Consider the following 26,220-nt stretch of genomic DNA (forward strand, 5'->3'; position numbering starts at 1 on the left):
TTGGAGTTTTTATGCTCGAACAGGCTCAACGCGTCCTCAAGGACATCTTCGGCTACGACAGTTTCCGTGGCCGTCAGGGTGCAATCATTGAGCGCGTGGCCAGCGGCGGTGATGCGCTGGTGCTGATGCCTACCGGTGGTGGCAAGTCGCTGTGCTTTCAGGTGCCGGCGCTGTTGCGCGAGGGCCTGGCAGTGGTGGTGTCGCCGCTGATCGCACTGATGGACGATCAGGTCGCCACCCTTGAAGAGCTGGGCGTGGCCGCTGCCGCGCTGAACTCCACCTTGAGCGCCGAGCAGCAGCGTGACCTCGCCACGCGGATCAAGCGCGGCGAAGTGAAAATGTTGTATCTGGCGCCCGAACGCCTGGTGCAGCCGCGCATGCTGTCGTTCTTGCAAAGCCTGAACATTGCGCTGTTCGCCATCGATGAAGCGCATTGCGTATCGCAATGGGGCCACGATTTCCGTCCGGAATACCTGCAACTGGGCCAGTTGGCCGAGATGTTCCCCGACGTACCGCGCATTGCCTTGACCGCCACCGCCGACAAGCGTACCCGCGAAGAAATCGTCACCCGACTGCACTTGCAGAACGCCGAGCGCTTTCTGTCGAGCTTCGACCGACCGAACATCTTTTACCGCATCGTGCCCAAAGAGCAGCCGCGCAAGCAGTTGCTGGCGTTCCTCGCCGAACGACGCAGCGATGCCGGCATCGTTTATTGCCTGTCGCGCAAGAAAGTCGAAGAAGTCGCAACGTTTTTGAGCGAGCAGGGTTTCCCGGCACTGCCTTATCACGCCGGTCTGCCCAACGATCTGCGTGCCTTCAATCAGAAGCGTTTCCTCAATGAGGAAGGCCTGATCATGGTCGCCACCGTGGCGTTCGGCATGGGCATCGACAAGCCCAACGTGCGCTTCGTCGCGCACCTCGATTTGCCGAAATCCCTTGAGGCGTATTACCAGGAAACCGGGCGCGGCGGCCGTGACGGTCTGCCGGCGGACGCGTGGATGGCCTACGGTCTGCAAGACGTGGTGATGCTCAAGCAGATGCTGCAGAACTCCGAAGGCGACGAGCGGCACAAGCGTCTGGAGCAACACAAACTTGACGCCATGCTGTCGCTCTGTGAAGAAACCCGCTGCCGTCGTCAGACCCTGCTCGCGTATTTCGATGAGGACATGCCCGAGCCGTGCGGCCATTGCGACAACTGCGTCGACGGCGTGCAGACCTGGGACGCTACCGAACCTGCACGTCAGGCATTGTCGGCGATTTTCCGCACCGGCCAGCGTTATGGCGTCGGTCATCTGGTCGATGTGTTGCTGGGCAAGGACAACGAAAAAGTCCGCAGCTTCGGCCATCAACACCTGTCGGTGTACGGCGTTGGCAAGGCACTGAGCGAGAGCGAGTGGCGCTCGCTGTTCCGCCAATTGGTCGCACGCGGTCTGGCAGATGTCGATCACGAAGGCTATGGCGGCCTGCGTCTGAATGACAGCTGCCGACCATTGCTCAAGGGCGAAGTGAGTCTGGAACTGCGCCGCGACCTCAAGCCGCAAGTTACCGCCAAAAGCGGCAGCAAGAGCCCGGCCAGCCAACTGGTGCGCGGCGAAGAGCGCGAACAGTGGGAAGCCCTGCGCGCGCTGCGCCGCAAACTGGCGGAAGAGCATGGTGTGCCACCGTACGTCATCTTCCCCGACTCGACGCTGCTGGAAATGCTCCGCAGTCAGCCGACCTCGCTGGCGGAAATGGCCCGGGTCAGCGGTGTCGGCGCGCGCAAGCTGGAGCGCTACGGTGATGCGTTCCTCGAAGTGCTTGGCGGCGAAGTCGAGGCACCGAAAGCGGTCGCCGACGTTCGCCACGAGTTGATCACTTTGGCTCGTGCGGGCATGACGCCGCTGCAGATCGCCGGTCAGTTGCAGTGCTCGGAAAAGAACGTCTACACCATGCTCGCCGAGGCGATCGGCAAGCAGCAGTTGTCGCTGGAGCAGGCGCTGGATTTGCCGGAAGAGTTGATGGGCGAAGTCCAGGACGCGTTCCTTGATGGTGAGGGTGAGTTGCCGTCGGTCGCCGAAATTGCCGAATTGTTTGCCGGCCGCGTTCCGGAGGGCGTGCTGTATTGTGTGCGGGCTGCGTTGCAATCCGAATTCGAAATGTAATTCGCCTGAGCACCCTCACCCCAGCCCTCTCCCAGAGGGAGAGGGGGCCGACCGAGGTGTCTTGCGCTATACATCGACCTGAATGACCGAGTCGATTATGGATTCAGCGCCGATCTGCCACGTCGGCGTAACTGCCAAATATCCCCCATTAAGTTCCCTCTCCCTCTGGGAGAGGGCTAGGGCCTGCCAATTCCGGATTCAGCAAAGCACCGTCAAGTCGCTGAATATCTAAAGCATCCCCCATTCAGTCCCCTCTCCCTCTGGGAGAGGGCTAGGGTGAGGGGCTTTTAAGATGTAACGATTCAGTACAGACCGCCACTTGCCTATAACTGCAGCTCATGCTTAGCTGGCTAATAATTAGAAATTCTTTATTTTTCAGTCTAACCGTGAGTGTTTTATGCCGTTAACCGATCAACACCGCTTTGGCATGCAACTGGCCCAAATGTCCCGTGGCTGGCGTGCTGAACTGGACCGTCGGCTGGCCGGCCTGGGTTTGTCCCAGGCGCGCTGGCTGGTGCTGCTGCATCTGGCGCGCTTCGAAGAGGCGCCGACCCAGCGGGAGCTGGCGCAGAGCGTCGGCGTCGAAGGCCCGACCCTTGCCCGCTTGCTCGATAGTCTGGAAAGCCAGGGCCTGGTGCAACGCCAGTCCGTGATGGAAGACCGCCGGGCGAAAAAAATCGTCCTCTGCGCACCGGCCCTGCCGCTGATCGAACAAATCGAAACCATTGCCACGCAGCTGCGCCATGAGTTGTTCGAAGGTGTCGACGAAGCGGATTTGAAGGTGTGCATGCGGGTTCACGGGCACATTCTGGCCAACCTGGAAAAATCTTGAGGCACATCCCCCTGCCGTATCTTTGAGAGATCGCGCTGAGCCGACTATAAGAACTACTGGGCAATATCGTGTTCGTACCGGATGTGCGAACGCATAGAAGTCGGTTTTGCTTATTTAAGGGATGCTCATGCTCGCAAGTCGGCACGTGGTACTGCGCGGCGGCGCCAAATGGCTGCTGGTCGCTGGTGTATTCAGTTATTCGGCCTGGTCGATGGCCTTGGGGCTGGGTGATATCACCGTCCATTCAGGCCTCAATCAGCCGCTCAAGGCCGACATCGCGTTGGTCGATGTCGGCGGGCTGACGCCAAGCGATCTGGCAGCGCGCCTGGCCACGGCGGATGAGTTCGCCGAGGCCGGGGGCGAGCGGGTGTTCTTCCTCAACGACCTCAAATTCGTCCCGATCCTGCATGGCAATCGCCAGATGATCCGGGTGACTTCCAGCAAACCGGTCAACGAACCCTTCCTGAATTTCCTCGTGCAACTCGATCAACCCAATGGCCGTTTGCTGCGTGAGTACACGGTGTTGATCGATCCACCGGGTACGCCGGGTATCGTGCCGGCCACGGATGAGCCGGATCCACGTGCGCAATCCTCCGCGTTTCCCACTGTCGAGCCTGTCGTGGCTGCGCCGCAGTCGCCTCAAGCCAGGCGCGATACCGTGCCAGCGCCCACGCTTGTAACTCCGCCCGCCGACGATGCAGTGGCCGAGCAGTTGGCCGCCAGTGTGTTGCTGAATCAGCAACTGCAGAAAACCGTCGACGAACTGAATGCAAAACTGCAGACACAGGATGTACAGGTTGCCGACGGCAAAAAGCAGATCACTGACCTGCAAACACGGCTGGTCGAGCTTCAGAAAACCCCGCCACCGACCGTGGTGACCCCGGCACCTGCTCCTGCGCCAGTGGTGGCACCGGTCGAATCCAGTGATGACGGATTGAACTGGCCATGGCTCGGCGGCCTGTTGCTGTTGTTGGGGGCATTGGCCGGGTTGTTTGTGCACCGTCGACGGCAACAACAGTTGCAGATTACCGAGCCGCTGCCCCTGTTGCCGCAAGGTCACGAGGCGGACTTCGCTGAAGCCGAAACTGCAGACCCCGTCAGAACCCGCGCTTCAGCCGAACACCGAGAAGAACCGGCGGCTGGCGATGTGCTGGAGGCGGTGGGGATCTATCTGGCCTATGGCCGACTGGGCGAAGCGGCGGGGTTGCTGCGCGATGCGTTGCACAAGGAGCCTGCGCGCAGCGATATCGGTTTACAGTTGCTCGAAGTGCTGGGACGCCAGGGTGACAGCGCCGCGTATGAACAACAGGAAAGTCATTTGCGTGAGCTGGGTGTGGATGCCCAGACGTTGCAGGAGGTTCGCGCCCGCCACCCGAAACTGACAGGTGGCGCACCGTTGGCTGCGGTGCCGCCGGTTATTGCGGCTACACCGATTGTCGCTGCACCCCCAGTGCCTGCAGATGATTTCGAGTTGAATCTGGGCGAGTTGTCGATGGATGCCAGTTGGGACCTGGAAGACAGTCGCTCGGCCACCGATGAGCCACCGGCAGACACCTCGGCGCTCGGCTCCGGGCTGCAAGTTCTGCCTCAGGACTTTGAATTGTCCGAGCCCGGCGAAGAGGCCGAGCTTGAGTGGATCCCTGAATCGGACACCGAGCCGCTGGATGAAGATTTTCTCAATGAGTTTGCTGATCCCGAGCCGTCACTGGCGTTGCAACCGCTGGATTTGCCGGCAGCGGAGCCGGTACACGATGAAAATTCCGGAAAGCTCGAACAGGCGCAGACGTGCATCGATGACGGCGATATCGACAGTGCGATTGCGTTGCTCAACGAACTACTCAAGGAAGGTGATGAGCCGTTGAAGCAAACGGCGCGAACGTTGCTGGCGGGGATTCGCTAATACCCGATTGATTTGCGGTGGCGCTGATAGCGTTTTCGCGAGCAGGCTCGCTCCCACATTTGAACTGTATTCGCAGAACCATTGTGGGAGCGAGCCTGCTCGCGAAGACTGACGGTCAGACAACATCAATTCCTGACCCCGGTCAGAAGGTCTGCCCCAGATTCAGATAAACCGCCTGCTCATTCGCATCATTTAACCCATAGCTGAAGTTCAACGGCCCCAGCGGCGTGTCAAAACCGATAAACACGCTGGCGGCGTTGATGTAACCACTGTCGAACTCATTGTCGTTGTTCCACGCCCGTCCACGTTCCAGCGAGGCGCCGGCATACAGCGGGAAGTCCAGCGGCAGGTACGAGCGCGGTGTCAACCGGCGGTAGTACACCGCGCGCATCAGGCTGACGTTTTGCCCGGAGATCGCGTCTTCCCGAAAGCCCGACAACTGCCGCGCACCGCCGAGCAGGAAACTCGACGTCACCACGTTGGCATCGTCCAGCGTACGCCCATAGCGTCCGCCGAGAATCAGCGTATCCGGACCTCGGCTCATGGCTTTGTCGAGTTTGAATTCCCATTGTCGATAGCGCGTATCCGAACCCAGGCCCGGTTCGAACTGCATCAGCGTCAGGCTGACGTCCTTGCCTTCGTGAGGGAAATACACGTTATCCAGTGAGTCGTAGGAATATTTCAGCGCATAGAAGCCTTCGTTGAAGTTTTCACTCGGCAGATCCTGATCGCCAATCCTTACATCGGCCTTGCCCCAGGCCTCGCCGACACCAAAACGCACTTCGCCGTTGTTGCCGATCTGGCGACCGAAGTTGAGGCCGAACCCGTAGCGCTCTACGCGATATTGCGCGATTGGATCGTTGTCGAGCACCGAATCGACGTTCTGCGCTTCGAACGAGGCGTACGGCGCAACGAAGTAACGCGAGCCGACATCCAGCGGTTGATAGAACTCGCTGTACAGCTCTTGTTTGTCGCCAATCTGCGCACGGGTCAGCCATTCCGCGCCGAGGCGGTTGATGCCGTTGACGCGGTAGCTGGCGCCGAGGTTGAAAGCGCTGTCGCCGCGCATGTCGTCCGACAGGTTGAGGCCGACCCGCAAGTAATCGGTGCCGCTGCGTTTGCCCCGGGCGCTGATCACCAGCGTGTGATCCTGACCCTTGTGCACCACGCGGTATTGCACCTGTTCGAAGTAATCGAGGCCATACAAGGTGCCCATGTCCGAATGCAGTCGCGCCAGATCCAGCGGCTCGCCGATGTGCTGGCGGATGTAATAGCGAATGATATCGTCATCGACCTTCGAGTCGTTCTCGACGCGGATCGCGGTGATGATCGGCGTACGTTGACCCGGTGAGCGCGCGGCGTTGAGTTCGGCGTCCTGGGATTCCTTGGGTTTGAGCACGGCGAGGCGTGCATCGAGAATTCGCGTGGCGCGGTAACCGGCGTCGATCATCTCCTGGGCTTTACCGAAATCGGTGACACCGAACGCGGCCAGCGCAGGCTGGATCAGTACGTCTGAAGATTTCAGCGCGGCCAGTTGTTCTTCGGAGTTACTGCGGGTCATCAGGGTGATCGACTGGTTCAACACATCGACCACGGTGGTCAGTTGCTTGCGGTTGCGCAGTGGTGTGCCGATATCAACGACGATGGCCACGTCAACGCCCATTTCCCTCGCGACATCGAGGGGAATGTTGTCGGTCATGCCGCCGTCCACCAGCAGCCGGCCATCGAGTTCGACCGGGGCGAACACCGCCGGGATCGACATGCTGGCGCGGATCACCTGGGGCAAGTGACCTTTGCGAAACACCACTTTTTCGCCATTGGAAATATCGGTGGCGACGGCGCGAAACGGGATGGGCAGTTTGTCGAAATCGCGGGTGTCACTGGTGTGGGCCAGCAGGCTTTCCAGCAGCAGCGAAAGGTTCTGGCCTTGAATCACGCCCAGCGGCAGGCCGAGACTGCCGTCGTCGCGAAAGCTGAGTTTCTGTTTGACCAGAAAGTCGCGGTCATCCTGTTTGCGTCGAAACGGCACGTCTTCACGCGGCGGCGCGTCGGACAACGCGGCTTGCCAGTCGATGTTCAGCGCGAGTTTTTCCAGCTCATCGATCTTGTAACCCGAGGCGTACAGGCCACCAACCACCGCGCCCATGCTGGTGCCGGCGATCGCATCGATCTTGATGCCTTGCTCTTCCAGCGCCTTGAGCACGCCGATATGCGCCAGGCCGCGCGCGGCACCGCCGGACAGCACCAGGCCGACTTTCGGTCGCGTCGCGTCACTGGCAGCGACGCCGGCGTGAGCGAGCAAAGGAAGGAAACCAAGCAGCAGGCAGAACAGCAGACGGCGCATTGTGAGTCTCGGGGCAAACGATAAAGCCGGCTATTATAGCGGCGCCCTCTGTCTCAGGAGTTTCAGCGAACATGACTGTCGCAAAAGCAGAAGTTGTCATCACTTATTGCAGCCAATGCCAGTGGCTGCTGCGCGCGGCGTGGCTGGCGCAGGAACTGCTCAGTACCTTCGGCGATGACCTCGGCAAAGTCTCGTTGGTGCCAGGCACCGGCGGGGTATTTCACATCACCTGCGCCGGCGTGCAGATCTGGGAACGCAAGGCTGACGGCGGTTTTCCCGAGGCCAAGGTCTTGAAGCAGCGGGTTCGCGATCAGATCGATCCTGACCGCGATCTCGGGCACAACGACCGCACTCAGTGAGACGCGGCTTCGGCGGCAACGGTTTTCTTGTCGGCGCTGCCAGACATCCGCGCGGACACGACGATGGCGATGATGATCAATGCGCCGCCCATCAACATCCGTAGCGTCGGGTTTTCGTTGAACAGCAGCCAGGCGATGGTGATGCCGTAAACCGGCTCCATGGCAAACACCACTGCCGCCGTGCGTGCCTTGATCACCGCCAGACTGGCGACGAACAGGCTGTGGGCGACGCCGGTGCAGAACACCCCGAGCAGGGCAATCCACAGCCAGTCAAGTGCGCGTACCTCGCTCAGTTGCGGCGCCGCAACCGGCAGCAGACACAGCGCCACCACGACGTTTTGACACAGCGCCGCTTGCACGGCCGGGACGCGCCCAGAGCTGGCGCGGTTGGTCAGTGACAACAGCGAAAACAGCAACCCCGAAAGAACAGACCAGAGCAAACCAATGGTCGCGCCGCTGCCCAGGTCGAAGGCCGGGGTCACCAGAATCAGACCGATGCTGACCAACACCACCAGCAGCATTTCATTGGCGCGGATGCGTTCGCGGAAGATCAGTCCTTCAAGAATCACCGTGAAGGCCGGGAAACTGGCAAAACCCAAAGTGGCGATAGCGACGCCGGCGACTTTCACCGAAATGAAGAAACTCACCCAGTGCCCGGCCAGCAACACACCGCTGAGGGCGAGGCGTCGATAGTCCAGCGCCTGCAGTTTCTGCCAGCCGTTCTGGCTGGCAAAACGCACGAAAAACGCCAGGACCAGCACCGCAAAAGCCGCGCGACCGAAGACGATCACAGCGGGAGACGCGGCAGCGAGTTTGCCGAACACACCGGTCAGGCCAAACATCAAAGCGCCGATATGCAGAGCGCCGAGGGCGGTACGCGGAGTCATTGCAATCCTTCTATCGCAAACACAATCTCACTGTAGGAGCTGCCGAAGGCTGCGATCTTTTGATCTTGCTTGATCGTTCCCACGCTCTGCGTGGTAACGCCGCTAGGGACGCTCTGCGTCCAGTGACGCGGAGCGTCACGGGCTGCATTCCCACGCAGAGCGTAGGAACGATCAACATCAAAAGATCGCAGCCTTCGGCAGCTCCTACATTTAAGCGTGTTGAGGTCAGTAAGTCTGTCGGCGAACTATCGTCGTTTGTCGCAGGAGTCGCGACGAAGCTGGCCGGGTGATGCGCCGAACTCGCGCAGCACGGCGGCCGAGAAGGCACTCTGCGAGCTGTAACCGACGCGACTGGCAATTTCACCCATCGGCAACAGCGTGTCGCGGAGCATTTGCACGGCCAGATGCAAGCGCCGGCTGCGGATGTAATCCATCGGCGTCTGCCCGCACTCGGCCATGAAGCGTGCATGCAGGCGCGCGCTTGAGAGCCCGGCAACCCGCGCCAGATCGGCAACCTGCAGCGGATATGCGGCGTTTTGCTCGATGTGCGCATCCAGCGCCGCATAGGGCAGCCGTCGGGCCGCCAGCTCGGCCGGCCGCGCCTGATTGAGGCTGGCCAGAAGCAGCACTGAACCTTGCTGCGCGATCAACGGATCGCTGACCGGGCTGTTCGCCAGCCAACTGACCAACTGACTCTGCCCGGAATCCAGCGACAGGCGTGCGGGCTGATCAAGCAAGCGGCGGCTGGCGTCGGCATGATCGCCCAGCGAGTCGACCAGCCATTGCCCGTCAGGAATATCCATCACCAGACAGCGGCTGCCATCGGGACTGCCGCAAGCGTGATGCGCACCCGAAGGGATCACCACAAAACTCTGCTGACGTACCTGGCTGCCACAACCCTCGACTTCGAAATCCAGCGCGCCGGACAGCCCGAACACCAGTTGGGCGTGTTCGTGGCTGTGCACGATCAGATCGTGGGTGTACTGACGCAGGGTGAGAATCGGGCGCATGAACAAGTCTCCGGGCAGGCCTGCAGTCTACACCGACCCGCATCGGGTGCGTTGTCACACGATTGACTCACGCTTGTCATGGTCGATTAACCGGGCAGGCGCAGAGTGGCGAAAACATCGCAGAGGGTTGCCCATGACCAGCGCCGAGCTCGCCAGACCCAGCCGTAAACAACGCGTGCGCACCTTGTGGATCTCCGACGTGCATCTGGGCACGCGCGATTGCCAGGCCGAGCACTTGTCGCAATTTCTCAAGGGCTACCATGCCGACAAGATTTACCTCGTTGGCGACATCATTGACGGCTGGAAACTGCGCGGCGGCATGTACTGGCCACAAGCGCATACCAACGTGATCCGCCGCTTGCTGACCATGAGCAAGCGTGGCACCGAGGTGATTTACGTCACCGGTAACCACGACGAATTCCTGCGCCGCTATTCGAAGCTGATTCTGGGCAATATCCAGTTGGTCGACGAGGCGGTGCATGTCACCGCAGACGGTCGGCATCTGCTGGTGATTCACGGCGATCAGTTCGATGTGATCACCCGTTATCACCGCTGGCTGGCGTTCCTTGGCGACTCGGCCTACGAATTTACCCTGACCCTCAATCGCTGGCTCAACCACTGGCGTGCGCGCTATGGCTACGGCTATTGGTCGCTGTCGGCGTACCTGAAACACAAAGTGAAAACGGCGGTGAGTTTCATCAGTGATTTTGAAGAAGCCATTGCCCATGAATGCGTCAAACGCGAATTGCATGGCGTGGTCTGCGGGCACATTCACCACGCCGAGATCCGCAAGGTGGGCGAGGTGGATTACCTCAATTGCGGCGATTGGGTGGAGTCGTGTACGGCGTTGATCGAGCATTGGGATGGCACGATCGAGCTGTATCGGCTGGCGGATGCGCAGGCGCGTGAGGCGGAGCTGAAAGCGGCCAAAGTCGCCGAACTCGCATAAAAGCAAAAGATCGCAGCCTTCGGCAGCTCCTACATGAGACCTGTGTAGGAGCTGCCGAAGGCTGCGATCTTTTGATCTTAGGCCGGGCTGTGTTCCTCCATTGCCGCTTTGTAAGTCGAGTTCTTCGGCTGCGCAAACAACCGCTCCATCATCGGTTCAAAGAAGCTCAACGGCAGCGTGTCATAGCCCGGATCAAACGCCGCCGCATCGTATTTGGCACAGAACTCGGCGGTCGCTTGATACTGCGGATGACCGGCGAACTGCTCGCGCAGATGCCGATCCATGCCCAGATGATGAAAGAAGTAGTAACCCTGAAACACCCCGTGCTTCTCGACCATCCACAAGTTCTCGGCACTGACGAACGGCTTGAGAATCGCCGCGGCAATGTCCGGGTGGTTATACGAGCCCAAAGTGTCACCAATGTCATGCAGCAACGCGCAAACCACATATTCCTCGTCGCGCCCGTCACGATAGGCGCGGGTCGCGGTTTGCAGCGAGTGGGTCAGGCGATCCACCGGGAAACCACCGAAGTCTCCTTCAAGCAACTTCAGGTGAGTCGTGATCCGCGATGGCAGTTGTTTGGCGTAGGCATTGAAGTCGGCGGCGATGATCGCCCAGTCTTCCTGCGTACCGTCTTTCATATGGGTGAAGCGGGCATTGGCATTCATTGGCTGACCCTCATTCAGAACGCCACGCGACCCAGAATCATGTCGCGGTACATGACGAAGTCGCCGAGCAGGCTGTACAGCGGATGCTGAAAAGTCGCCGGTCGGTTCTTTTCAAAGAAGAAGTGCCCGACCCAGGCAAAGCTGTAACCGGCCAGCGGCACGGCCAATAACAGCAGCCAGGCGCCTTTGGCGATGGTCATCGCCAGAATGAAAATCACCAGTGTCGTGCCGATGAAATGCAGGCGCCGGCAGGTGCTGTTGCTGTGTTCGCTGAGGTAATACGGATAGAACTCAGCGAAGCTGTTGAAATGCTTGATGTTTTCCACGACCGCGTTCTCTGTGGTTATTGTTCTGGCGACGAGTTGTTCTGCGGGTAGCTTATTTGAGTCTAGAGTGATCATTGGCGTGGGCCAGTGACAATCGGCGCCACTTTAGTATCCTTCGCAAATCAGGCCGTAACATGCGGCCCCTCATGTAAAAGAAAAACGCCATGAGCGAACGAACGACTTCTGCAAGCTGGGCGATGGGGATTGTCAAAGCATTGGAGATGGACGGCCTGGATTGCCGGGTTCTGTTCAAGCAACTGGGGCTCGATTACACGGCTCTGGATGATCCGGATGCGCGCTTCCCGCAAGACTCCATGACCCGCCTCTGGCAACGGGCGGTCGAGTTGTCCGGTAATCCGGCGATCGGCCTGAACATGGGCAAAGTGGTGCGACCAGCGTCGTTTCATGTCGCCGGCTACGCGCTGATGTCGAGCAATACCCTGGCCGAAGGCTTTCAACGATTGGTGCGTTATCAGCGCATCATCGCTGAAAGTGCCGACCTGAGTTTTCGTCTGCTGGAGGAAGGCTACGCGCTGATCCTCACGGTGCATGGCGATCATCTGCCGCCCACCCGGCAAAGTGCCGAAGCCTCACTGGCCTGTGCACTGGGCCTGTGTGGCTGGTTGACCGGACGCACTCTGCACCCGGTCAAAGTGCTGGTGCAGGGCGCTGAACCGGATGACCTGGAACCCTATAAACAAGCTTTCCACGCACCGCTGATGTTCAACGCGCCGTATGACGCGCTGATTTTCGAACGTGCCGACATGGAGGCGCCACTGCCCACCGCCAACGAGGCGATGGCGCTGTTGCATGACCGGTTTGCCGGGGAATACCTGGCGCGTTTTTCCGAAAGCCGCGTGACCCACAAGGCGCGGCAGGTGCTGTGCCGGTTGCTGCCACAAGGCGAGCCGAAGCGCGATACCGTCGCGCAGACCCTGCACCTGTCACAACGCACCTTGCAGCGGCGGTTGCAGGAGGAGGGCACCAGTTTTCAGCAGTTGCTCGATGACACGCGCCGCGAACTGGCCGAGCAGTATCTGGCGCAACCGAGCATGACCTTGCTGGAGATTGCCTATCTGTTGGGCTTTGCCGACCCGAGCAACTTCTTTCGCGCGTTCCGCCGCTGGTTCGACACCACGCCCGGTGATTACCGGACGCGGTTGTTGCAGGCGCCGGGTGCCGTCAGTGACGCCAAAAGGCCGGAATACACAGTACAAACACCGTAATGATCTCCAGTCGGCCGAGCAGCATGCCGAACGACAGGATCCACTTGGCCGCGTCCGGCAGGGTGGCGAAGTTACCCGCCGGGCCGATGGTTTCGCCCAGGCCCGGGCCGACGCCGGACACAGTGCTGGCGGCACCGGTCAGTGCGGTCATCCAGTCGACGCCGAGCAGCGACAGCAGCAGGGCGATCACGCAGATGGTAATGGCGAAGAAAAACGAAAACGTCAGAATCGAGCGCACGATCTCTTCGTCGAGGCGGTGACCGTTGTACTTCTGCTTGATCACCGCGCGCGGGTGAATCAGCTGATTAAGGTTGGCCTTGAGCAGGATATAGGCGACCTGGAAACGGAAGATCTTGATCCCGCCCGCGGTTGAACCGGAACAGCCGCCGACAAAGCCGAGATAGAAAAACAGCATCAGCGAGAAGTTGCCCCACAGGCTGTAGTCGCCAAGGGCAAAACCGGTGGTGGTGACCACCGAGGTCACGTTCAGCGCCACGTGGCGCAAGGCGTCCAGCCAGTGCAGGTTGGTCGTCCACCAGTACCACGTGCCGAGCACCAGCCAGGTTACCAACAACATCCCGAGCAAACCCTGCACCTGCTGATCCTTGATCAAAGCCTTGCGGTTGCCGCGCAACGTCGCCACGTACAGGGTGAACGGCAGGCTGCCGAGAATCATGATGACCACCGCGACCCAGTGCACCGCCGGTTGCGTCCACTTCGCCAGCGACTGATCAGAGGTCGAGAACCCGCCGGTGGAAATCGCTGACATCGCGTGGTTGATCGCATCGAACGGGCTCATCCCGGCCCACCAGAACGCCAGACTGCCAAGAATGGTAATGCCGACATAAGCCGCGACGATCAGCCGCGCCACCATGTGCGAGCGCGGCATGACCTTTTCTGAGCGGTCCGAGGATTCGGTCTGGAACAGGCGCATGCCACCGATGCGCAGCAGCGGCAGAATCGCTACCGCCATACCGATAAAGCCGATGCCACCGATCCAGTGCAGCAGCGAGCGCCACATCAGAATGCCGGGGGACATGTTGTCCAGACCGTTGAGTACGGTTGAGCCGGTGGCGGTGATGCCGGACATGCTCTCGAAAAACGAGTCGGTGTAGCTGATGTGCTGGGTCAGCAGAAACGGCAGCGCGGCGAAAATGCACACCACCAGCCAACTGCTGACAGTCAACAGGTACATGTCGCGCGGGCGTAGGTGAATGTGCTCCGGGCGGCCGGGAATCACGAGTGCGAGGCCGGCGACGAAGGTGATCATGCTCGCCCAGAGGAACGACGGCAGGTCGCTGGTGCGTTCGAAAATCACCAGGGTGGCCATCGGCACGACCATGGCCACGGCCAGGGTGATCAGGAAGATGCCGATAATGAAACCAATGATCCGTAAGGTCGGCAACGCCATGAAGTCCGCTCGGGCTGATGTGAGAAGGGCGCCATTCTACCCGTGGGGCAGGGCATGTAAACCGGCATCCTGTGTACAGATAAAGCTAGAATAGCCGCACATATTTTTCAGGAGGTGGCCGATGCAGGCTCTCGACGCGTTGCTCAACCGTGTTTCCGTTCCACGACTGGTCGAACCGGCCCCCACTGCCGAGCAGCGCGAAGCCCTGTTTGGCGCCGCGTTGCGCGCGCCGGATCACGGGCATTTGCAGCCGTATCGCTTTCTGACCGTCGAAGGCGCAGCGCGCGAGCAGATGGGCGAGTTGCTGGCCGAGGCTGCACAGATGCAGGAAGGCGAAGTCACCGAAGCGATGATCGACAAGGCCCGCAACGGCCCGCTGCGTGCGCCGCTGGTGGTTGTGGTAATCGCCAGGTTGCAGGAACACGTCAAGTATCCGAAGGCCGAGCAGTTGCTGGCAGCCGGGTGTGCGGCGCACGGGATTTTGCTGGCGGCGTATGCGCAGGGGATTGGTGCGGTGTGGCGTACAGGGGATCTGGCTTATTCGCAGCACGTGGCGCAAGGCCTGGGCTTGGCGGAAGGCGAAGAAGTCATCGCGTTCTTGTACCTTGGCACCCCGCAGAAAGAGCCGCGTGTGGCGGAGAAGGTCGATCTGACCGACTTCGTCAGCGCCTGGCCCGGTAAGGCCTGAAGATCAAAAGCCCCTCACCCTAACCCTCTCCCAGAGGGAGAGGGGACTGATTGGGGGATGCTGTAGAGGTACGCCGACCTGAAAGTGCTCGGCTGAATCCAGAGTCGATAACGGCTCCGATGCATCTCGAGCCCAGAGTCGATAGCGGTTCCGATGCATTTCGAGCCCTGAGTCGGCGACGATTCACGTGCCTTCCGGACCCATAATCAACTCGGTTTTTCAGGTCGATGTCTGACGCCAGACACCGCGGTCGGCCCCCTCTCCCTCTGGGAGAGGGCTGGGGTGAGGGGCTTTTCTGGAGTGAGGGCGGCCCTCAGGGTTGGACGACGGCACCCGGCACCAGCGGCAATTCCAGGCTGGCAATAAACCCGCCCTGCGGATGATTGGCCAACGTCAAACTCCCGCCATGCCGCTCCGCCGCCCTTCGCGCAATCGCCAGCCCCAAACCATGCCCCGCCGCTGTCTGCCCCGGCGCCCGATAAAACGGCTCGCCCAACTGACTCAAATGTTCGGCCTGCACCCCCGGCCCATGATCGCGCACACTCACGACAATTTTTTCGCCCTGACGCGAGGCTTGCATTTCAATCGCCAGACCCTCCGGGTTGAAGCGCTGGGCATTGCGCAGCAGATTATCGACGGCGCGCTCGATCATGGTCGGCCAGCCCTTGAGGTTCAACTGCGGTTCGGCATCGAGACGGACAATCTGCTCGGGGGATGCAAGCTTCGCGTCTTTCTGTAGCGTGCCGAGAAGTGCATTCAAATCCACCTCTTCAGCACTGGCATTGTCAGCATCGACTCGCGCCAATACAAGAATTTCACTGATCAACGCTTCCAGCCGATCACATTCACGGGTCAGCCGTGGCCAGAGTTTCTCGCGTTCTTCGGGGTTGGCCCGTTCCGCCAGTGCCAAGGCAATGCGCAACCGCGCCAGCGGCGAGCGCAATTCGTGAGACACGTCGCGCAACAGCTGCCGCTGACTGCCGATCAGGCTCTGCAAACGTGCGCCCATGCGATTGAAGTCATTGGCCAGTACGCCGAATTCATCGCGACGGTTGGCCAGTTTCGCCAGGCTGTTCTGCTGATAGGTGGTCTGCCCCAGATCATGCACCGCGCCGCGCAATCGGCTGAGCGGGCGGGTGATGGAGAAGGTCACCAGCAAACTGAACAGCGTCAGCACCACCAGCGCGATGCCCAGCGCGCTCAGTGGCCAAAGCAGACTTTCCCGGTGCCAGGAATCGAGTTCCGGGTGCGGGATGCGGTAGATGAACAGGTAGGTGTCACCGGTTTTTTCGCTGGTGAACTCATCGGTGAGGCGACGCCATGGCAGGCGTCGGTCATCGTTGTTCTGGCGTGCCTCAAAAGCGGCGGCGCGGCGCGGGAAGGTGCCGCGCACTACCGGGTCGCCGGATTCGTTGAGCACCTGAACGTCGATGTGATATTGGCGTTTGCGCTGTTCGAGAATGTCCTGGGCGGCTTCTTCACCCTGGGCTTCATAGGTTTGCGTCCATTCGCCGGCAAGGGTGTTGAGACCTGGATGGCGGCTGAGGATCCACGCGTCCTGGTTGAGCATATGCCCGAGCAGAATGGACAACCCGGCCACCAGAGCGATGGCCAGCCAGAAGCTCGCGAGAATACGCCAGAACAATGAACGCACAGAAAATCCTCAAAGCAATGCAGAACCCATGTGGGAGCGAGCTTGCTCGCGAATGCGGTGTGTCAGTCAACATTTCTGCGTCTGATACACCGCATTCGCGAGCAAGCTCGCTCCCACAGTTCAACGGGTGAAAACAGGCCCGACGGGGTGAGCCGTCGGGCCTGAAGTTAGATCATTATTGCGCCTTTTGCGCCTGTTGCGCTTTCCACGCCTTGAACTCGGCCCATTCGGCGCGACGTTCGGCTTGCTTCTTCTGGATCTCGTCGAATTTCTTCTGTTGATCCGGTTTCAACACGGCACGGACATCGGTTTCGGCTTTCTTGTGGTTGGCCGCCATCTCGTCCTTCATGGCTTTCTGGTCAGCCGGCGAGAGTTTTTCCAGGTACTTGTCGACCACTTGCTTACGCTCGTGCATCTGCTCGCCCATGATCTTGCGGATCTGCTCGCGTTGTTCGCGGGACAGGTCGAGTTGGCTGTACGGGCCTTTGCCGTGCATGCCGTGCATCTGACCGCCGTGGCGTGGGCCGTCAAGCGGGCCACCCATCGGGCCGCCATCTTGCGGCATGGACATGGCGACGGTTGGCAGAGCGGCAGCGAACATCAGAGCGATAAGAGTCTTGCGCATGGTGTATCTCCTTGTCTCGTTCCCGGTACGTTCCGGATGAGTACAGATTACGGAGATCAAGGTCAGCGGCGGTCAGCGCTGCGTAAAGCTTCGGTAAAGACGCTCAAGCGCTGACCTGACAAAACCTACAGGCTATAGAAGTAACCGCGACTGCGCAGGGCGACGATGCGCGGGCGGCCGTCCGGATGCGGGCCGATCTTTTTGCGCAGGTTGCTGACATGCATGTCGAGGCTGCGGTCGTACAGGGTCAGCTTGCGGCCGAGGGCGAGCTGCGCCAGTTCCTGTTTGTCCAGCGGCTCGCCAGGCTGCTTGAGCAGGGCTTCGAGCAGACGGCTTTCGGAGACGGTGAGGGTCAGTTCTTTTTCGTCGATGCTGACCACACCACGCACCGGGCTGAAACTCAGGTCGCCCAATTCAAGTTGCGTCGACACGGCCGCCGGGTGACTGCGGCGCAACACCGCGCGCAGGCGCGCAGTCAGTTCGCGCGGATCACAAGGTTTGGCCAGGTAATCGTCGGCACCCAGTTCCAGGCCGAGGATGCGATCCAGCGGCTCGCCACGGGCCGAGAGCATCAGCACCGGCAGGTCGGCGTGGTCGTTGCGCAATTGCTTGAGCAGTTCCAGACCACTGCCATCGGGCAGCATCACGTCCAGCACCACTGCCGCCGGGGCTGTTTCGGCCAACGCCTTGCGGGCGCTCTGGCCGTCATGGCAGGCGCGCACATGGAAGCCTTCCTGGCTCAGCCAGCTACTCAGGAGTTCGCACAACTCCTGGTCATCATCAATCAGTAACAGCTCGCTCATGACTCACTCAATTTAGCCATTGCCGACGTTTTCGGCTTGCACCACTGGCAAAGATACCGCAGAGCAGCGCTAATAGCGCTACTCCGGCGCCCGTGACGAACCACTGCTGTTGTTCGGTCAACAGACGCGGCAGTGGGCTGGCCTGGGCTTCCTTGAGTTGCAGCTTGAGACGCTGGTTCTCCTGGCGCAACCGGGCGAGCTGGACGCTTTCACGGGTGTTGTCGGCATTTTGCAGTTGTTTGCTCAGTTCTTCCCGCTGCTGCTCGCTGGCCTTGAGGCGCTGCTGCAACTCGGTGATCTGGCTGCCGGCGCTTAACGACAATGGCGTGGAGCTGCCGCTTTCGGTGGTTTCCTCACCATGGGCGGGGGCCATGATCGACAACGTGACCAACATCAGACACAACGAACCCTTGCGCATCGCGACACCTGTTTCCAAATGGATATTGGGCAGGTTGTCGGCAGGCAAACGAGAATAATGAGCGATTGAGAGCAGCAGGAACCAGGAAGGTTCAGTGTCAGCGGCAATATCGCGGGTGATGAGGGGAGAAATCCCCTCATCACAGGACTTTCAAGGCAGGACTTGCTTGAACGGCTTGACGATCACGTTGGCGTAGACGCCGGCGGCAATGTACGGATCGGCGTCAGCCCAGGCCTGTGCGGCACTCAGCGAGTCGAACTCGGCGACGATCAGGCTGCCGGTGAAACCCGCTGCACCCGGATCATTGCTGTCGACGGCCGGGTGCGGACCGGCCAATACGATGCGGCCTTCGCCCTTGAGCGCTTGCAGGCGTTCCAGATGCGCAGGGCGCGCGGCCAGGCGTGCTTCCAGCGAGTTGGCGACGTCGGTGGCAATGATGGCGTAGAGCATGTCAGTCCTCGGTTTTTGGTGTTGTTGTGGTATCGGCATCGTGCAGGTGGCGCGACAGGTAAATGCCCTGTGCGACCAGGAACACCAGGGTCATGCCCAGGCTGCCGAACACCTTGAAATCCACCCAGTAACTCTGGAAGGTGAAGGCGACGAACAGGTTGGCAGCCCCGCAGAACAGGAAAAAGGCAATCCAGGCAATGTTCAGGCGAGTCCAGACCGGATCCGGCAGGGTCAGCGCGTGGCCCATGATGCGCTTGATCAGCAGACGGTCACCGATGAAGTGGCTGCCGATGAAGGCGACGGCGAACAGCCAGTTGACCACCGGCGCTTTCCACTTGAGGAAGGTTTCGCTGTGGAAGGCCAGCGTCAGGCTGCCGAACACCAGGCAGGCGATCAGGGTCAGCCATTGGCTCTTTTCCAGCTTGCGCTGTTTGATGAACAACGCGCCGTACACCACCAGGGAACTGATGATCAGCATCGCCGTGGCGCTGTAAATACCGCCTACAGTCACTTCATGGCCAGCGATGTCGACGACCCGTGGATCAAGTTTGTAAACGATGAAGAACAGCAGAAGCGGGATGAAATCGATGAATTGTTTCACAGTGAGAGCCAGAAGCTGGATGTGGCGGCATAATAACAAACATATGGGCGCGCGATAGCGCCAGCTGATTTGAGGTTACAACTCCCCGTGAATGTTGATTTGCACTGCCATAGCACGGCCTCCGATGGCGCCCTGGCGCCTGCGGTTCTGGTTGCGCGTGCGTTCGAGAACGGCGTGCGAGTCCTGGCGTTGACCGACCACGACACCCTCGAAGGCCTCGCCGAAGCGCGCGCGACCGCCAATGAATTGGGCATGCAACTGGTCAATGGCGTCGAATTGTCCTGCACCTGGGGCGGCGCGACCATTCATGTGCTGGGCTACGGTTTCGACGTCAACGCCGCGCCGTTGGTCGAGGCCATCGCCAAATTGCACGATGGGCGCTGGCTGCGGTCGGAAGAAATAAGCCGCAAGCTCGCCCTCAAGGGTATGCCCGGTGCCCTTGATGGCGCCCGGCAGATCCAGCAGGAACTGGGCGACAGCGGCAACGCCCCGGCCCGTCCGCATTTCGCCGACTGGATGGTGCGTGAAGGGTTTGTAAAGGATCGCGCCGAGGCCTTCCGCAAATGGCTCGGCGCCGGCAAGCTCGGTGACGTCAAGTTGCACTGGCCGACGCTGGAAGACACCGTGGGCACGTTGCGCGCCGCCAATGCCTGGGTCAGCCTGGCGCATCCGTGGCACTACGATTTCACCCGCAGCAAGCGCCGAAAGCTGATTGCCGACTATATTCAAGCGGGCGGGCATGCAATTGAAGTGGTCAATGGCCATCAGCCTGCGGAACAGGTGGGCAGCCTGGCAATCCTTGCCCGTGAGTTCGGTCTGCTGGTCAGCGCCGGCAGTGACTTCCATGGCCCTGGCGGCTGGTCCGAGATCGGCCAATACCGGCCGGTTCCCGAGGACCTTCCACCCCTGTGGTGTCGGTTCAAACATGACACAGATATTGCCGCCGTCTGAACAGGTAGAGAATGTGAGTCAATTTTTCCAGATACATCCGGAAAACCCACAAGCGCGCCTGATCAAACAGGCGGTCGAGATCATCCGCAAGGGCGGGGTGGTGGTTTATCCCACGGACTCTTCCTACGCTATCGGTTGCCAGATCGGCGATAAGACCGCGATCGAGCGCGTGCGCCGCCTGCGTCAGCTCGATGAAAAGCACAACTTCGCACTGATCTGCAGCGACCTGTCGCAATTGGGTAACTACGCCAAGATCGACACCGGCACTTTCCGTATTCTCAAGGCGCATCTGCCGGGGCCGTACACCTTCATCCTCAATGCCACCCGCGAAGTCCCGCGTCTTTTGCTGCATCCGAAGAAGCGCACCATCGGCTTGCGCGTGCCGAGCCATCCGATCGCGCTGGCGCTGCTGGCCGAACTCGGCGAGCCGCTGATGAGCGTGACCCTGATCATGCCCGGCGATGAAGACCCGCTCAGCGATCCGTACGAAATGCGTCAGTTGCTCGAACACCAGGTGGACTTGATCGTCGACGGCGGTTTCGGCGGCATCAAGGCCTCCACGGTGATCGACTTGACTGGCGACGACCCGGAAGTGGTTCGCGTCGGTTGCGGCGATCCGACGCCGTTCATGGTCGAGGCCTGAATGTCCGCAGTGGAAACCGTTGTCGATCCCCAGGCCGGCGCTCAGCAAGAGCTGCCGTTTGCCATGGTCTATGGCCAAGCGGTCATGGAAATGCCGCTGGACCTGTACATCCCGCCGGATGCGCTGGAAGTCTTCCTCGAAGCTTTTGAAGGCCCGCTCGACCTGCTGCTGTACCTGATCCGCAAACAGAACATCAACATCCTCGACATCCCGGTGGCGGAAATCACCCGTCAGTACATGGGCTATGTCGAATTGATGCAGTCGGTGCGCCTGGAACTCGCCGCCGAGTATCTGGTGATGGCTGCGATGCTTGCCGAGATCAAGTCGCGCATGCTCCTGCCGCGCGCCGAAACCGTCGAAGACGAAGAAGACGACCCGCGCGCCGAACTGATCCGCCGCTTGCAGGAATACGAGCGTTTCAAGGCGGCCGCCGAAGGTATCGACGGCCTCAGCCGCGTCGGCCGCGATGTCATCGTACCCAAGCTCGACGCCCCGGAAGCCCGGGCACGCAAGCTGTTGCCGGATGTCGCGCTGGAAGAAATTTTGATGTGCATGGCCGAGGTGCTGCGCCGTGGCGATATGTTTGAAAGCCACCAGGTCAGCCGTGAGGCGCTGTCCACCCGCGAGCGCATGAGCGATGTGCTGGAACGGCTCAAGGGCGGCGGTTTCGTGCCGTTCGTCGAGCTGTTCACCGCCGAAGAGGGCCGGCTGGGTGTGGTGGTGACTTTTATGGCGATCCTTGAACTGGTCAAGGAATCCTTGGTCGAGCTGGTGCAGAATGAGCCGTTCGCCGCGATCCACGTGCGAGCCCGAGCCGAATAACGAGTCGAAACATGAACCTGACTGAACCCCGCGAGCTGGCACCCCTGCTTGAAGCCTTTCTGTTGGCCTCGGGAAAGCCGCAATCCCTTGAGCGCCTGTTTGAACTGTTTGAAGAAGGCGAGCGGCCCGAACCCGCGGTCTTCAAGAAAGCCCTGACGCTGCTGGGCAAATCCTGCGAGGGCCGCGCCTTTGAGCTCAAGGAAGTCTCGTCCGGCTATCGCTTGCAGATCCGCGAGAAGTTTTCGCCGTGGGTCGGCCGACTCTGGGAGGAACGCCCGCAGCGCTATTCCCGTGCCTTGCTGGAAACCATTGCGCTGATCGCCTACCGCCAGCCGATTACTCGTGGCGAGATCGAAGACGTGCGTGGCGTGGCGGTGAACAGCAACATTGTCAAAACCTTGCTGGAACGTGAGTGGATTCGTGTTGTTGGTTACCGAGATGTTCCCGGCAAACCGGCGATGTTCGCGACCACCAAGGGCTTTCTCGATCACTTCAACCTGAAGAACCTCGAAGACCTGCCGCCATTGGCCGAACTGCGCGAGATGGAAACCGACCCGGTGCTCGATTTCGACGACGCGCCGGTGCCGCAGGGTTTGCAGGAACTGGCCGATGCCAGCGCCGAGCCGGAAGAGGAGAAGGAAGAAACCAGTTTCCATACCTTGCTGCTGGAACTGGACAGCATGGAGGAGGGGATCAAGACCGACTTCGATGATTTGCTGCGGGATGCGGTGGATGGTGAGGTGCCGACGGTTGAAGCAGAAACCGAGACTGAGACTGAGACTGAGACTGAGCCGCAGATCGCCGAGCCAACCATCGAAGTTGAACTTGAAGCCGAACCGGAAGAAGACATTCTCGGCGTCGCCGAAGCCCGTGAAAAGCTGTTGGCCGCCGTCGCTGCCCTCGAACAACACGCGCCCGAACCTGAGCTAAGCGAAGAAGAAGCCGAAGCCCGCGCCCTGGCCGAAGCCATCGAAGCCGAGCGCCGCGAGTTCGAAGACTGACCCGATCCCAAGAACACCGCGATCCCTTGTAGGAGTGAGCCTGCTCGCGATAGCGGTGTATCTGCCAAGAAGATGTTGACTGACACACCGCTATCGCGAGCAGGCTCACTCCTACAGGGATTTGTGTTTTTCCGGAGATGGCGATGAGTTCGACAAAAGACCCGTGCATCAGCCTCTGCAAATTCACCGACGACATCTGCCTCGGCTGCGGCCGCAGCAAGCGCGAGATCAAGGCCTGGAAGAAACTCGACAAGGACGACAAGCGCACCGTACTGGCCGAAGCCGCGCTGCGCCTGATCAAACTTGGCGGCGCCGGTCGGCGGAAAAAGAAATAACTGTCGATCGATCAGCTAGTCTCTGATGCGCGACGGCGCACATCCGCGTATGATTCGCGACCCTTCGGCGATCCCTTCGCCCGAAAACACAGTTTTCAATGCTTCAGGCGCCGCCTGAACAGACCACACCGGGAGGTGCCCAGATGAGCGACATCATTCAGAAAGACGACCAGGAAATCGGCCCAGCAGGCGAAAAGCTGCAGAAAGTCCTCGCCCGTATCGGCGTCGGCTCGCGCCGTGACGTGGAAGCCTGGATCAGCCAGGGCCGGATCAAGGTCAATGGCAAAGACGCCACCCTCGGTCTGCGCGTCGACATGCACGACGCCATCACCATTGATGGCAAGGTGATCAAGCGCGAAGAGGCGGCCGAATCGGTACGCCGCGTGATCATGTACAACAAACCCGATGGCGAGATCTGCACCCGTGACGACCCGGAAGGCCGTCCGACCGTGTTCGACAAGCTGCCGCGTCCGAAAGAAGGTCGCTGGATCAACATCGGTCGTCTCGACATCAACACCACTGGTTTGCTGATGTTCACCACCGACGGTGAACTGGCTAACCGCCTGATGCACCCGTCCTACGAAATGGACCGTGAATACGCCGTGCGTGTACGCGGTGAAGTCGACGACGAGATGATCGAGCGTCTGAAGGCCGGCGTGGTGCTGGAAGACGGCCCGGCCAAGTTCACCGACATCAAGCAGGCGCCGGGTGGCGAAGGCTTCAACCACTGGTACCACTGCGTGGTCATGGAAGGCCGTAACCGTGAGGTGCGTCGTCTGTGGGAGTCGCAAGGTCTGGTGGTCAGCCGTCTGAAGCGCGTGCGTTTCGGCCCGGTGTTCCTCAACTCCGACCTGCCGATGGGCCGCTGGCGCGAAATGAGCCAGTACGAAGTCGACATTCTCAGTGCTGAAGTCGGCCTGACGCCGGTAGCGATGCCGCAGCTGAACGCCAAGAGCAAAGACAAGCTTGAGCGTATGCAGCGCAAATCGTCGCGTCCGATGGGCAAGACCGAGCGCGTACGTACGCTGCGTCCAGCTGCTGGCGCACCGACGGGCCCACGTCCAAGCCGCGAGCCGCAGATCGAAGGCGAGCGTCCAGGTCGCAAGCCGGTTGCCCGTGACGGCGAGCGTGCTCCGCGTCCGGCCAACGGTCGTACTGAACGTGGTGAGCGTGGTGCACCTGCCGGTCGTGGCACGCCAGTGGCGGATCGTCCAGCGGACACCACCAACAAGCGCCCGGCCAAGCCTGCGCCGAAGCGTCCGGGGATCAAGCTGGTTGATGGCGACAAGCCGTCGGGCAAACGTCGTGGTGCACCGGCAGGTTCCGGTCAGCGTCCGGGGTTTGGTCGCAAGAAACCTGAGTGATCGGGTTTAGCGCCGAATGAAAAAACGCCAACCGCAGGGTTGGCGTTTTTTTTCGTCTGGCGCACACCGATCGTTCCAACGCTCTGCGTGGGAATGCCTCAACGGACGCTCCGCGTTCGGCTCTAGAGGGACGCGGAGCGTCCCGGGCTGCATTCCCACGCGGAGCGTGGGAACGATCAGGTGCCGGCCCTAAAACACAAAGCGCCCATCAAACACCGGCTTGTCATCCAGCGCCAACACCCCGCCAGAAAAGATCAGATCCAGGTGATGACTGCCCTTGGCGCCACCGCCCAATCCAAGGTGCAAGCCACAATGCCGTTCCTCAAACCCGGCATTGCGCGCATACAAATCCTTCACGCCTTCATTGGTGCCAATCCCTAATTCTTCAATCCGCCGGTTCGACGGATTCGCATCCAGGTACTTGTTGAAGTCATGCTCCAGCCCCGGCACGTCTGTGGCGATGCGGCTGATGGTCGAGTTCTCGATCCATAACTCCAGCGGCGACTCCAGCACGCCGTACTTGCGCGCAAACGGGATGGTGCTGAGGAATGTGCCCTTGAATTTCACATGGCCGTTGATGGCTTCGCTGTGGGTGGCGATTTCGCCGGGGGCCAGGTCGAAGTTGCCGACGCCGTTGATGTCGGTCCACTTCTTGATGCTGCTCAGCGGCGTTTCAAACCATGAGCCGTCATCGTCTTTGAAACTCAGCGTGGTCGCCTGGGACATCCGCTGAATCAAGTGACTGTTGAGCCCAGCGATGCGCTGCGGGGTGACGCTGAACGTGTCGTAGAAATACTCGCCGTAATCCTTGAACAGCAGCGACTTCTTCCAGTTTTCCGCCATCACACTTTGCAGTGCGCGGACAAACTCCGGGCCGTCGGGGCGCGGATTGGGCAGGGTGGAGGAGTCGTAGAAGAAAATGTACAGATCGCTGTCGGTGATTGCCGAAGTCAGCGCTGCGGTGCTTTCCAGATCCAGACGTCGGGCGCTGAACCTGAAGCGTGGATGATCGCCAGCCTGTTCGGCGATGGCGCCGGTCAGCGCTGCATAATCAGCCGTGTGGCCGAGCAATACCTTCGCCGAGTCGAGGCCGGCAAGGGCAGGGTGGTATTCGAGGTAGTAAAGGAAATGCGAGATCGCGCGGGGCTTATCCATGAGTCCTCCCTGACTGACCGTGAAGAAAGCGGCAGGCACGACCGGCCGGATCGTGCCTGCCCGGGATGTCTTACAGAGGCCACATCGCCGTGCCGAACGGAACCACCGCGTCGGCTTGCATCATTTCTACTGCCGCCTCGTGGGTCGGTGCTTCAAACCATTCGTCCAGTTGCAGTTCGGTATCCAAGTCTTTTTCCAGTGCTTGCATGGTCGATCTCCTAGATGACTTTCACGGTTGTGACTGGCCGGTCGAGGTGGCCGGCAAGACGTGAAGAACCTAGTTCAGGGTTTTTTGTAATGCAAAAAATTATTCATTTAATTTTTAAATAGACTTTTTATTCTGTTTTTTCGCTGGGTTTTTCTTTTTTAAAAACAAAAAACTAACCCACGGTTTTCATTAGCAAGCTAGCTGCCGTCAATTTGCAGACGTCTGACAGATATTTCTGAAATGGAAACTCTGCGTTACGCATCGTAAAGAAATGTTTACGGAAAACCCGGTAAAACCGCGTGAAACTGACCGTCCAAGAACGCTGTAAGGAAAACCTGCCGAAGCCTGCTCTGCTGCGGGCTGCGCAAGGCTCTGGCGCGCTTGTTTCAGCGGCGTTTGCAAGGTGATATGCGCCTCATGCCTGTCGTGCAGGTGCATAACAAGAAGGA

Annotated in this window: 27 protein-coding genes; 13 read left to right on the top strand and 14 right to left on the bottom strand. The window is 60.1% G+C overall.

Annotated features, from left to right (window positions below):
• Positions 1-11 precede the first annotated feature (11 nt).
• The 3 genes from recQ (at position 12) to ACWR1S_RS08715 (ending at position 4,873) form a co-directional block, all read left to right on the top strand.
• Positions 12-2,141 carry a DNA helicase RecQ gene (recQ, locus tag ACWR1S_RS08705; protein WP_454563203.1) on the top strand — a complete coding sequence of 710 codons (2,130 nt, stop codon included), beginning with the start codon at positions 12-14 and terminating at the stop codon, positions 2,139-2,141.
• Between the two features lie 397 nt (positions 2,142-2,538).
• Complete coding sequence (locus ACWR1S_RS08710; protein WP_007919713.1) at positions 2,539-2,973, top strand: MarR family transcriptional regulator; 435 nt, start codon at positions 2,539-2,541, stop codon at positions 2,971-2,973.
• A 127-nt stretch (positions 2,974-3,100) separates the two neighbouring features.
• Positions 3,101-4,873, top strand: coding sequence for a FimV/HubP family polar landmark protein (locus ACWR1S_RS08715; protein WP_454563204.1), 1,773 nt, complete (start codon positions 3,101-3,103; stop codon positions 4,871-4,873).
• A 142-nt stretch (positions 4,874-5,015) separates the two neighbouring features.
• On the opposite strand, the gene ACWR1S_RS08720 is transcribed toward ACWR1S_RS08715, so the two are convergent.
• The gene (locus ACWR1S_RS08720) at positions 5,016-7,217 is read right to left on the bottom strand and encodes a patatin-like phospholipase family protein (RefSeq protein ID WP_454563205.1); all 2,202 of its coding nucleotides are present in this window, start codon (positions 7,215-7,217) and stop codon (positions 5,016-5,018) included.
• A 71-nt stretch (positions 7,218-7,288) separates the two neighbouring features.
• On the opposite strand from ACWR1S_RS08720, the gene ACWR1S_RS08725 reads away from it, so the two are divergent.
• Complete coding sequence (locus ACWR1S_RS08725; protein ID WP_116028916.1) at positions 7,289-7,576, top strand: SelT/SelW/SelH family protein; 288 nt, start codon at positions 7,289-7,291, stop codon at positions 7,574-7,576.
• On the opposite strand, the gene ACWR1S_RS08730 is transcribed toward ACWR1S_RS08725, so the two are convergent.
• Both ACWR1S_RS08730 and ACWR1S_RS08735 read right to left on the bottom strand, forming a co-directional pair.
• Positions 7,570-8,463 (bottom strand): DMT family transporter, encoded by an 894-nt coding sequence (locus tag ACWR1S_RS08730; RefSeq protein WP_454563206.1) that lies wholly within the window; start codon positions 8,461-8,463, stop codon positions 7,570-7,572. The genes ACWR1S_RS08725 and ACWR1S_RS08730 overlap by 7 nt on opposite strands.
• A 245-nt stretch (positions 8,464-8,708) precedes the next feature.
• Positions 8,709-9,473 carry an AraC family transcriptional regulator gene (locus tag ACWR1S_RS08735; protein WP_158830673.1) on the bottom strand — a complete coding sequence of 255 codons (765 nt, stop codon included), beginning with the start codon at positions 9,471-9,473 and terminating at the stop codon, positions 8,709-8,711.
• Between the two features lie 133 nt (positions 9,474-9,606).
• Here ACWR1S_RS08735 and ACWR1S_RS08740 point away from each other — a divergent pair, with 133 nt between their 5' ends.
• Entirely contained in the window at positions 9,607-10,422 is an 816-nt protein-coding gene (locus tag ACWR1S_RS08740) for a UDP-2,3-diacylglucosamine diphosphatase (RefSeq protein ID WP_007919701.1), read from the top strand.
• A gap of 77 nt (positions 10,423-10,499) precedes the next feature.
• Here the strand turns inward: ACWR1S_RS08740 and ACWR1S_RS08745 are convergent, their stop codons facing one another.
• Together ACWR1S_RS08745 and ACWR1S_RS08750 are read right to left on the bottom strand one after the other, a co-directional pair.
• Entirely contained in the window at positions 10,500-11,090 is a 591-nt protein-coding gene (locus ACWR1S_RS08745) for an HD domain-containing protein (protein WP_454563207.1), read from the bottom strand.
• Positions 11,091-11,104: 14 nt separating this feature from the next.
• Entirely contained in the window at positions 11,105-11,416 is a 312-nt protein-coding gene (locus ACWR1S_RS08750; protein WP_160056702.1) for a DUF962 domain-containing protein, read from the bottom strand.
• 164 nt (positions 11,417-11,580) lie between these two features.
• Here ACWR1S_RS08750 and ACWR1S_RS08755 point away from each other — a divergent pair, with 164 nt between their 5' ends.
• Positions 11,581-12,642, top strand: a complete 1,062-nt coding sequence (locus tag ACWR1S_RS08755; protein WP_250603668.1) for an AraC family transcriptional regulator — start codon at positions 11,581-11,583, stop codon at positions 12,640-12,642.
• Here ACWR1S_RS08755 and ACWR1S_RS08760 read toward each other — a convergent pair.
• A complete protein-coding gene (locus ACWR1S_RS08760) occupies positions 12,599-14,053 on the bottom strand; it encodes a TrkH family potassium uptake protein (protein ID WP_150795335.1) in 1,455 nt (484 codons plus the stop codon). The two genes, ACWR1S_RS08755 and ACWR1S_RS08760, sit on opposite strands and share 44 nt — an antisense overlap.
• Before the next feature lie 121 nt (positions 14,054-14,174).
• Here ACWR1S_RS08760 and ACWR1S_RS08765 point away from each other — a divergent pair, with 121 nt between their 5' ends.
• The gene (locus ACWR1S_RS08765) at positions 14,175-14,741 is read left to right on the top strand and encodes a nitroreductase family protein (RefSeq protein WP_454563208.1); all 567 of its coding nucleotides are present in this window, start codon (positions 14,175-14,177) and stop codon (positions 14,739-14,741) included.
• 313 nt (positions 14,742-15,054) lie between these two features.
• Here ACWR1S_RS08765 and ACWR1S_RS08770 read toward each other — a convergent pair whose 3' ends face one another.
• The 6 genes from ACWR1S_RS08770 to ACWR1S_RS08795 form a co-directional block, all read right to left on the bottom strand.
• Entirely contained in the window at positions 15,055-16,395 is a 1,341-nt protein-coding gene (locus tag ACWR1S_RS08770) for a sensor histidine kinase (RefSeq protein ID WP_454563209.1), read from the bottom strand.
• A gap of 175 nt (positions 16,396-16,570) precedes the next feature.
• Entirely contained in the window at positions 16,571-17,020 is a 450-nt protein-coding gene (locus ACWR1S_RS08775) for a Spy/CpxP family protein refolding chaperone (protein WP_454563210.1), read from the bottom strand.
• 125 nt (positions 17,021-17,145) lie between these two features.
• Positions 17,146-17,823, bottom strand: coding sequence for a response regulator transcription factor (locus tag ACWR1S_RS08780; RefSeq protein WP_016987937.1), 678 nt, complete (start codon positions 17,821-17,823; stop codon positions 17,146-17,148).
• A gap of 7 nt (positions 17,824-17,830) precedes the next feature.
• Entirely contained in the window at positions 17,831-18,241 is a 411-nt protein-coding gene (locus tag ACWR1S_RS08785) for a translation initiation factor 2 (protein WP_454563211.1), read from the bottom strand.
• Between the two features lie 150 nt (positions 18,242-18,391).
• Entirely contained in the window at positions 18,392-18,691 is a 300-nt protein-coding gene (locus ACWR1S_RS08790) for a YciI family protein (RefSeq protein WP_016987935.1), read from the bottom strand.
• Between the two features lies 1 nt (position 18,692).
• Complete coding sequence (locus tag ACWR1S_RS08795; RefSeq protein ID WP_007919675.1) at positions 18,693-19,292, bottom strand: septation protein A; 600 nt, start codon at positions 19,290-19,292, stop codon at positions 18,693-18,695.
• A gap of 87 nt (positions 19,293-19,379) precedes the next feature.
• On the opposite strand from ACWR1S_RS08795, the gene ACWR1S_RS08800 reads away from it, so the two are divergent.
• The 6 genes from ACWR1S_RS08800 (at position 19,380) to rluB (ending at position 24,408) form a co-directional block, all read left to right on the top strand.
• Entirely contained in the window at positions 19,380-20,243 is an 864-nt protein-coding gene (locus tag ACWR1S_RS08800) for a PHP domain-containing protein (protein ID WP_454563212.1), read from the top strand.
• Between the two features lie 13 nt (positions 20,244-20,256).
• Positions 20,257-20,886, top strand: a complete 630-nt coding sequence (locus ACWR1S_RS08805; RefSeq protein ID WP_038363745.1) for an L-threonylcarbamoyladenylate synthase — start codon at positions 20,257-20,259, stop codon at positions 20,884-20,886.
• 123 nt (positions 20,887-21,009) lie between these two features.
• Positions 21,010-21,708 carry a segregation and condensation protein A gene (locus ACWR1S_RS08810; protein ID WP_172828192.1) on the top strand — a complete coding sequence of 233 codons (699 nt, stop codon included), beginning with the start codon at positions 21,010-21,012 and terminating at the stop codon, positions 21,706-21,708.
• 11 nt (positions 21,709-21,719) lie between these two features.
• Positions 21,720-22,709 (top strand): SMC-Scp complex subunit ScpB, encoded by a 990-nt coding sequence (gene scpB, locus ACWR1S_RS08815; RefSeq protein WP_454563213.1) that lies wholly within the window; start codon positions 21,720-21,722, stop codon positions 22,707-22,709.
• Between the two features lie 143 nt (positions 22,710-22,852).
• A complete protein-coding gene (locus ACWR1S_RS08820) occupies positions 22,853-23,044 on the top strand; it encodes a DUF1289 domain-containing protein (RefSeq protein ID WP_007919669.1) in 192 nt (63 codons plus the stop codon).
• Between the two features lie 143 nt (positions 23,045-23,187).
• Positions 23,188-24,408, top strand: a complete 1,221-nt coding sequence (gene rluB / locus ACWR1S_RS08825) for a 23S rRNA pseudouridine(2605) synthase RluB (protein ID WP_454563214.1) — start codon at positions 23,188-23,190, stop codon at positions 24,406-24,408.
• 189 nt (positions 24,409-24,597) lie between these two features.
• Here the strand turns inward: rluB and ACWR1S_RS08830 are convergent, their stop codons facing one another.
• Positions 24,598-25,563, bottom strand: coding sequence for a leucyl aminopeptidase (locus ACWR1S_RS08830; RefSeq protein ID WP_454563215.1), 966 nt, complete (start codon positions 25,561-25,563; stop codon positions 24,598-24,600).
• Between the two features lie 70 nt (positions 25,564-25,633).
• Positions 25,634-25,771 carry a hypothetical protein gene (locus tag ACWR1S_RS08835; RefSeq protein WP_003222780.1) on the bottom strand — a complete coding sequence of 46 codons (138 nt, stop codon included), beginning with the start codon at positions 25,769-25,771 and terminating at the stop codon, positions 25,634-25,636.
• Positions 25,772-26,220: the final 449 nt, after the last annotated feature.

It is taken from the genome of Pseudomonas sp. AIG (assembly GCF_977020205.1).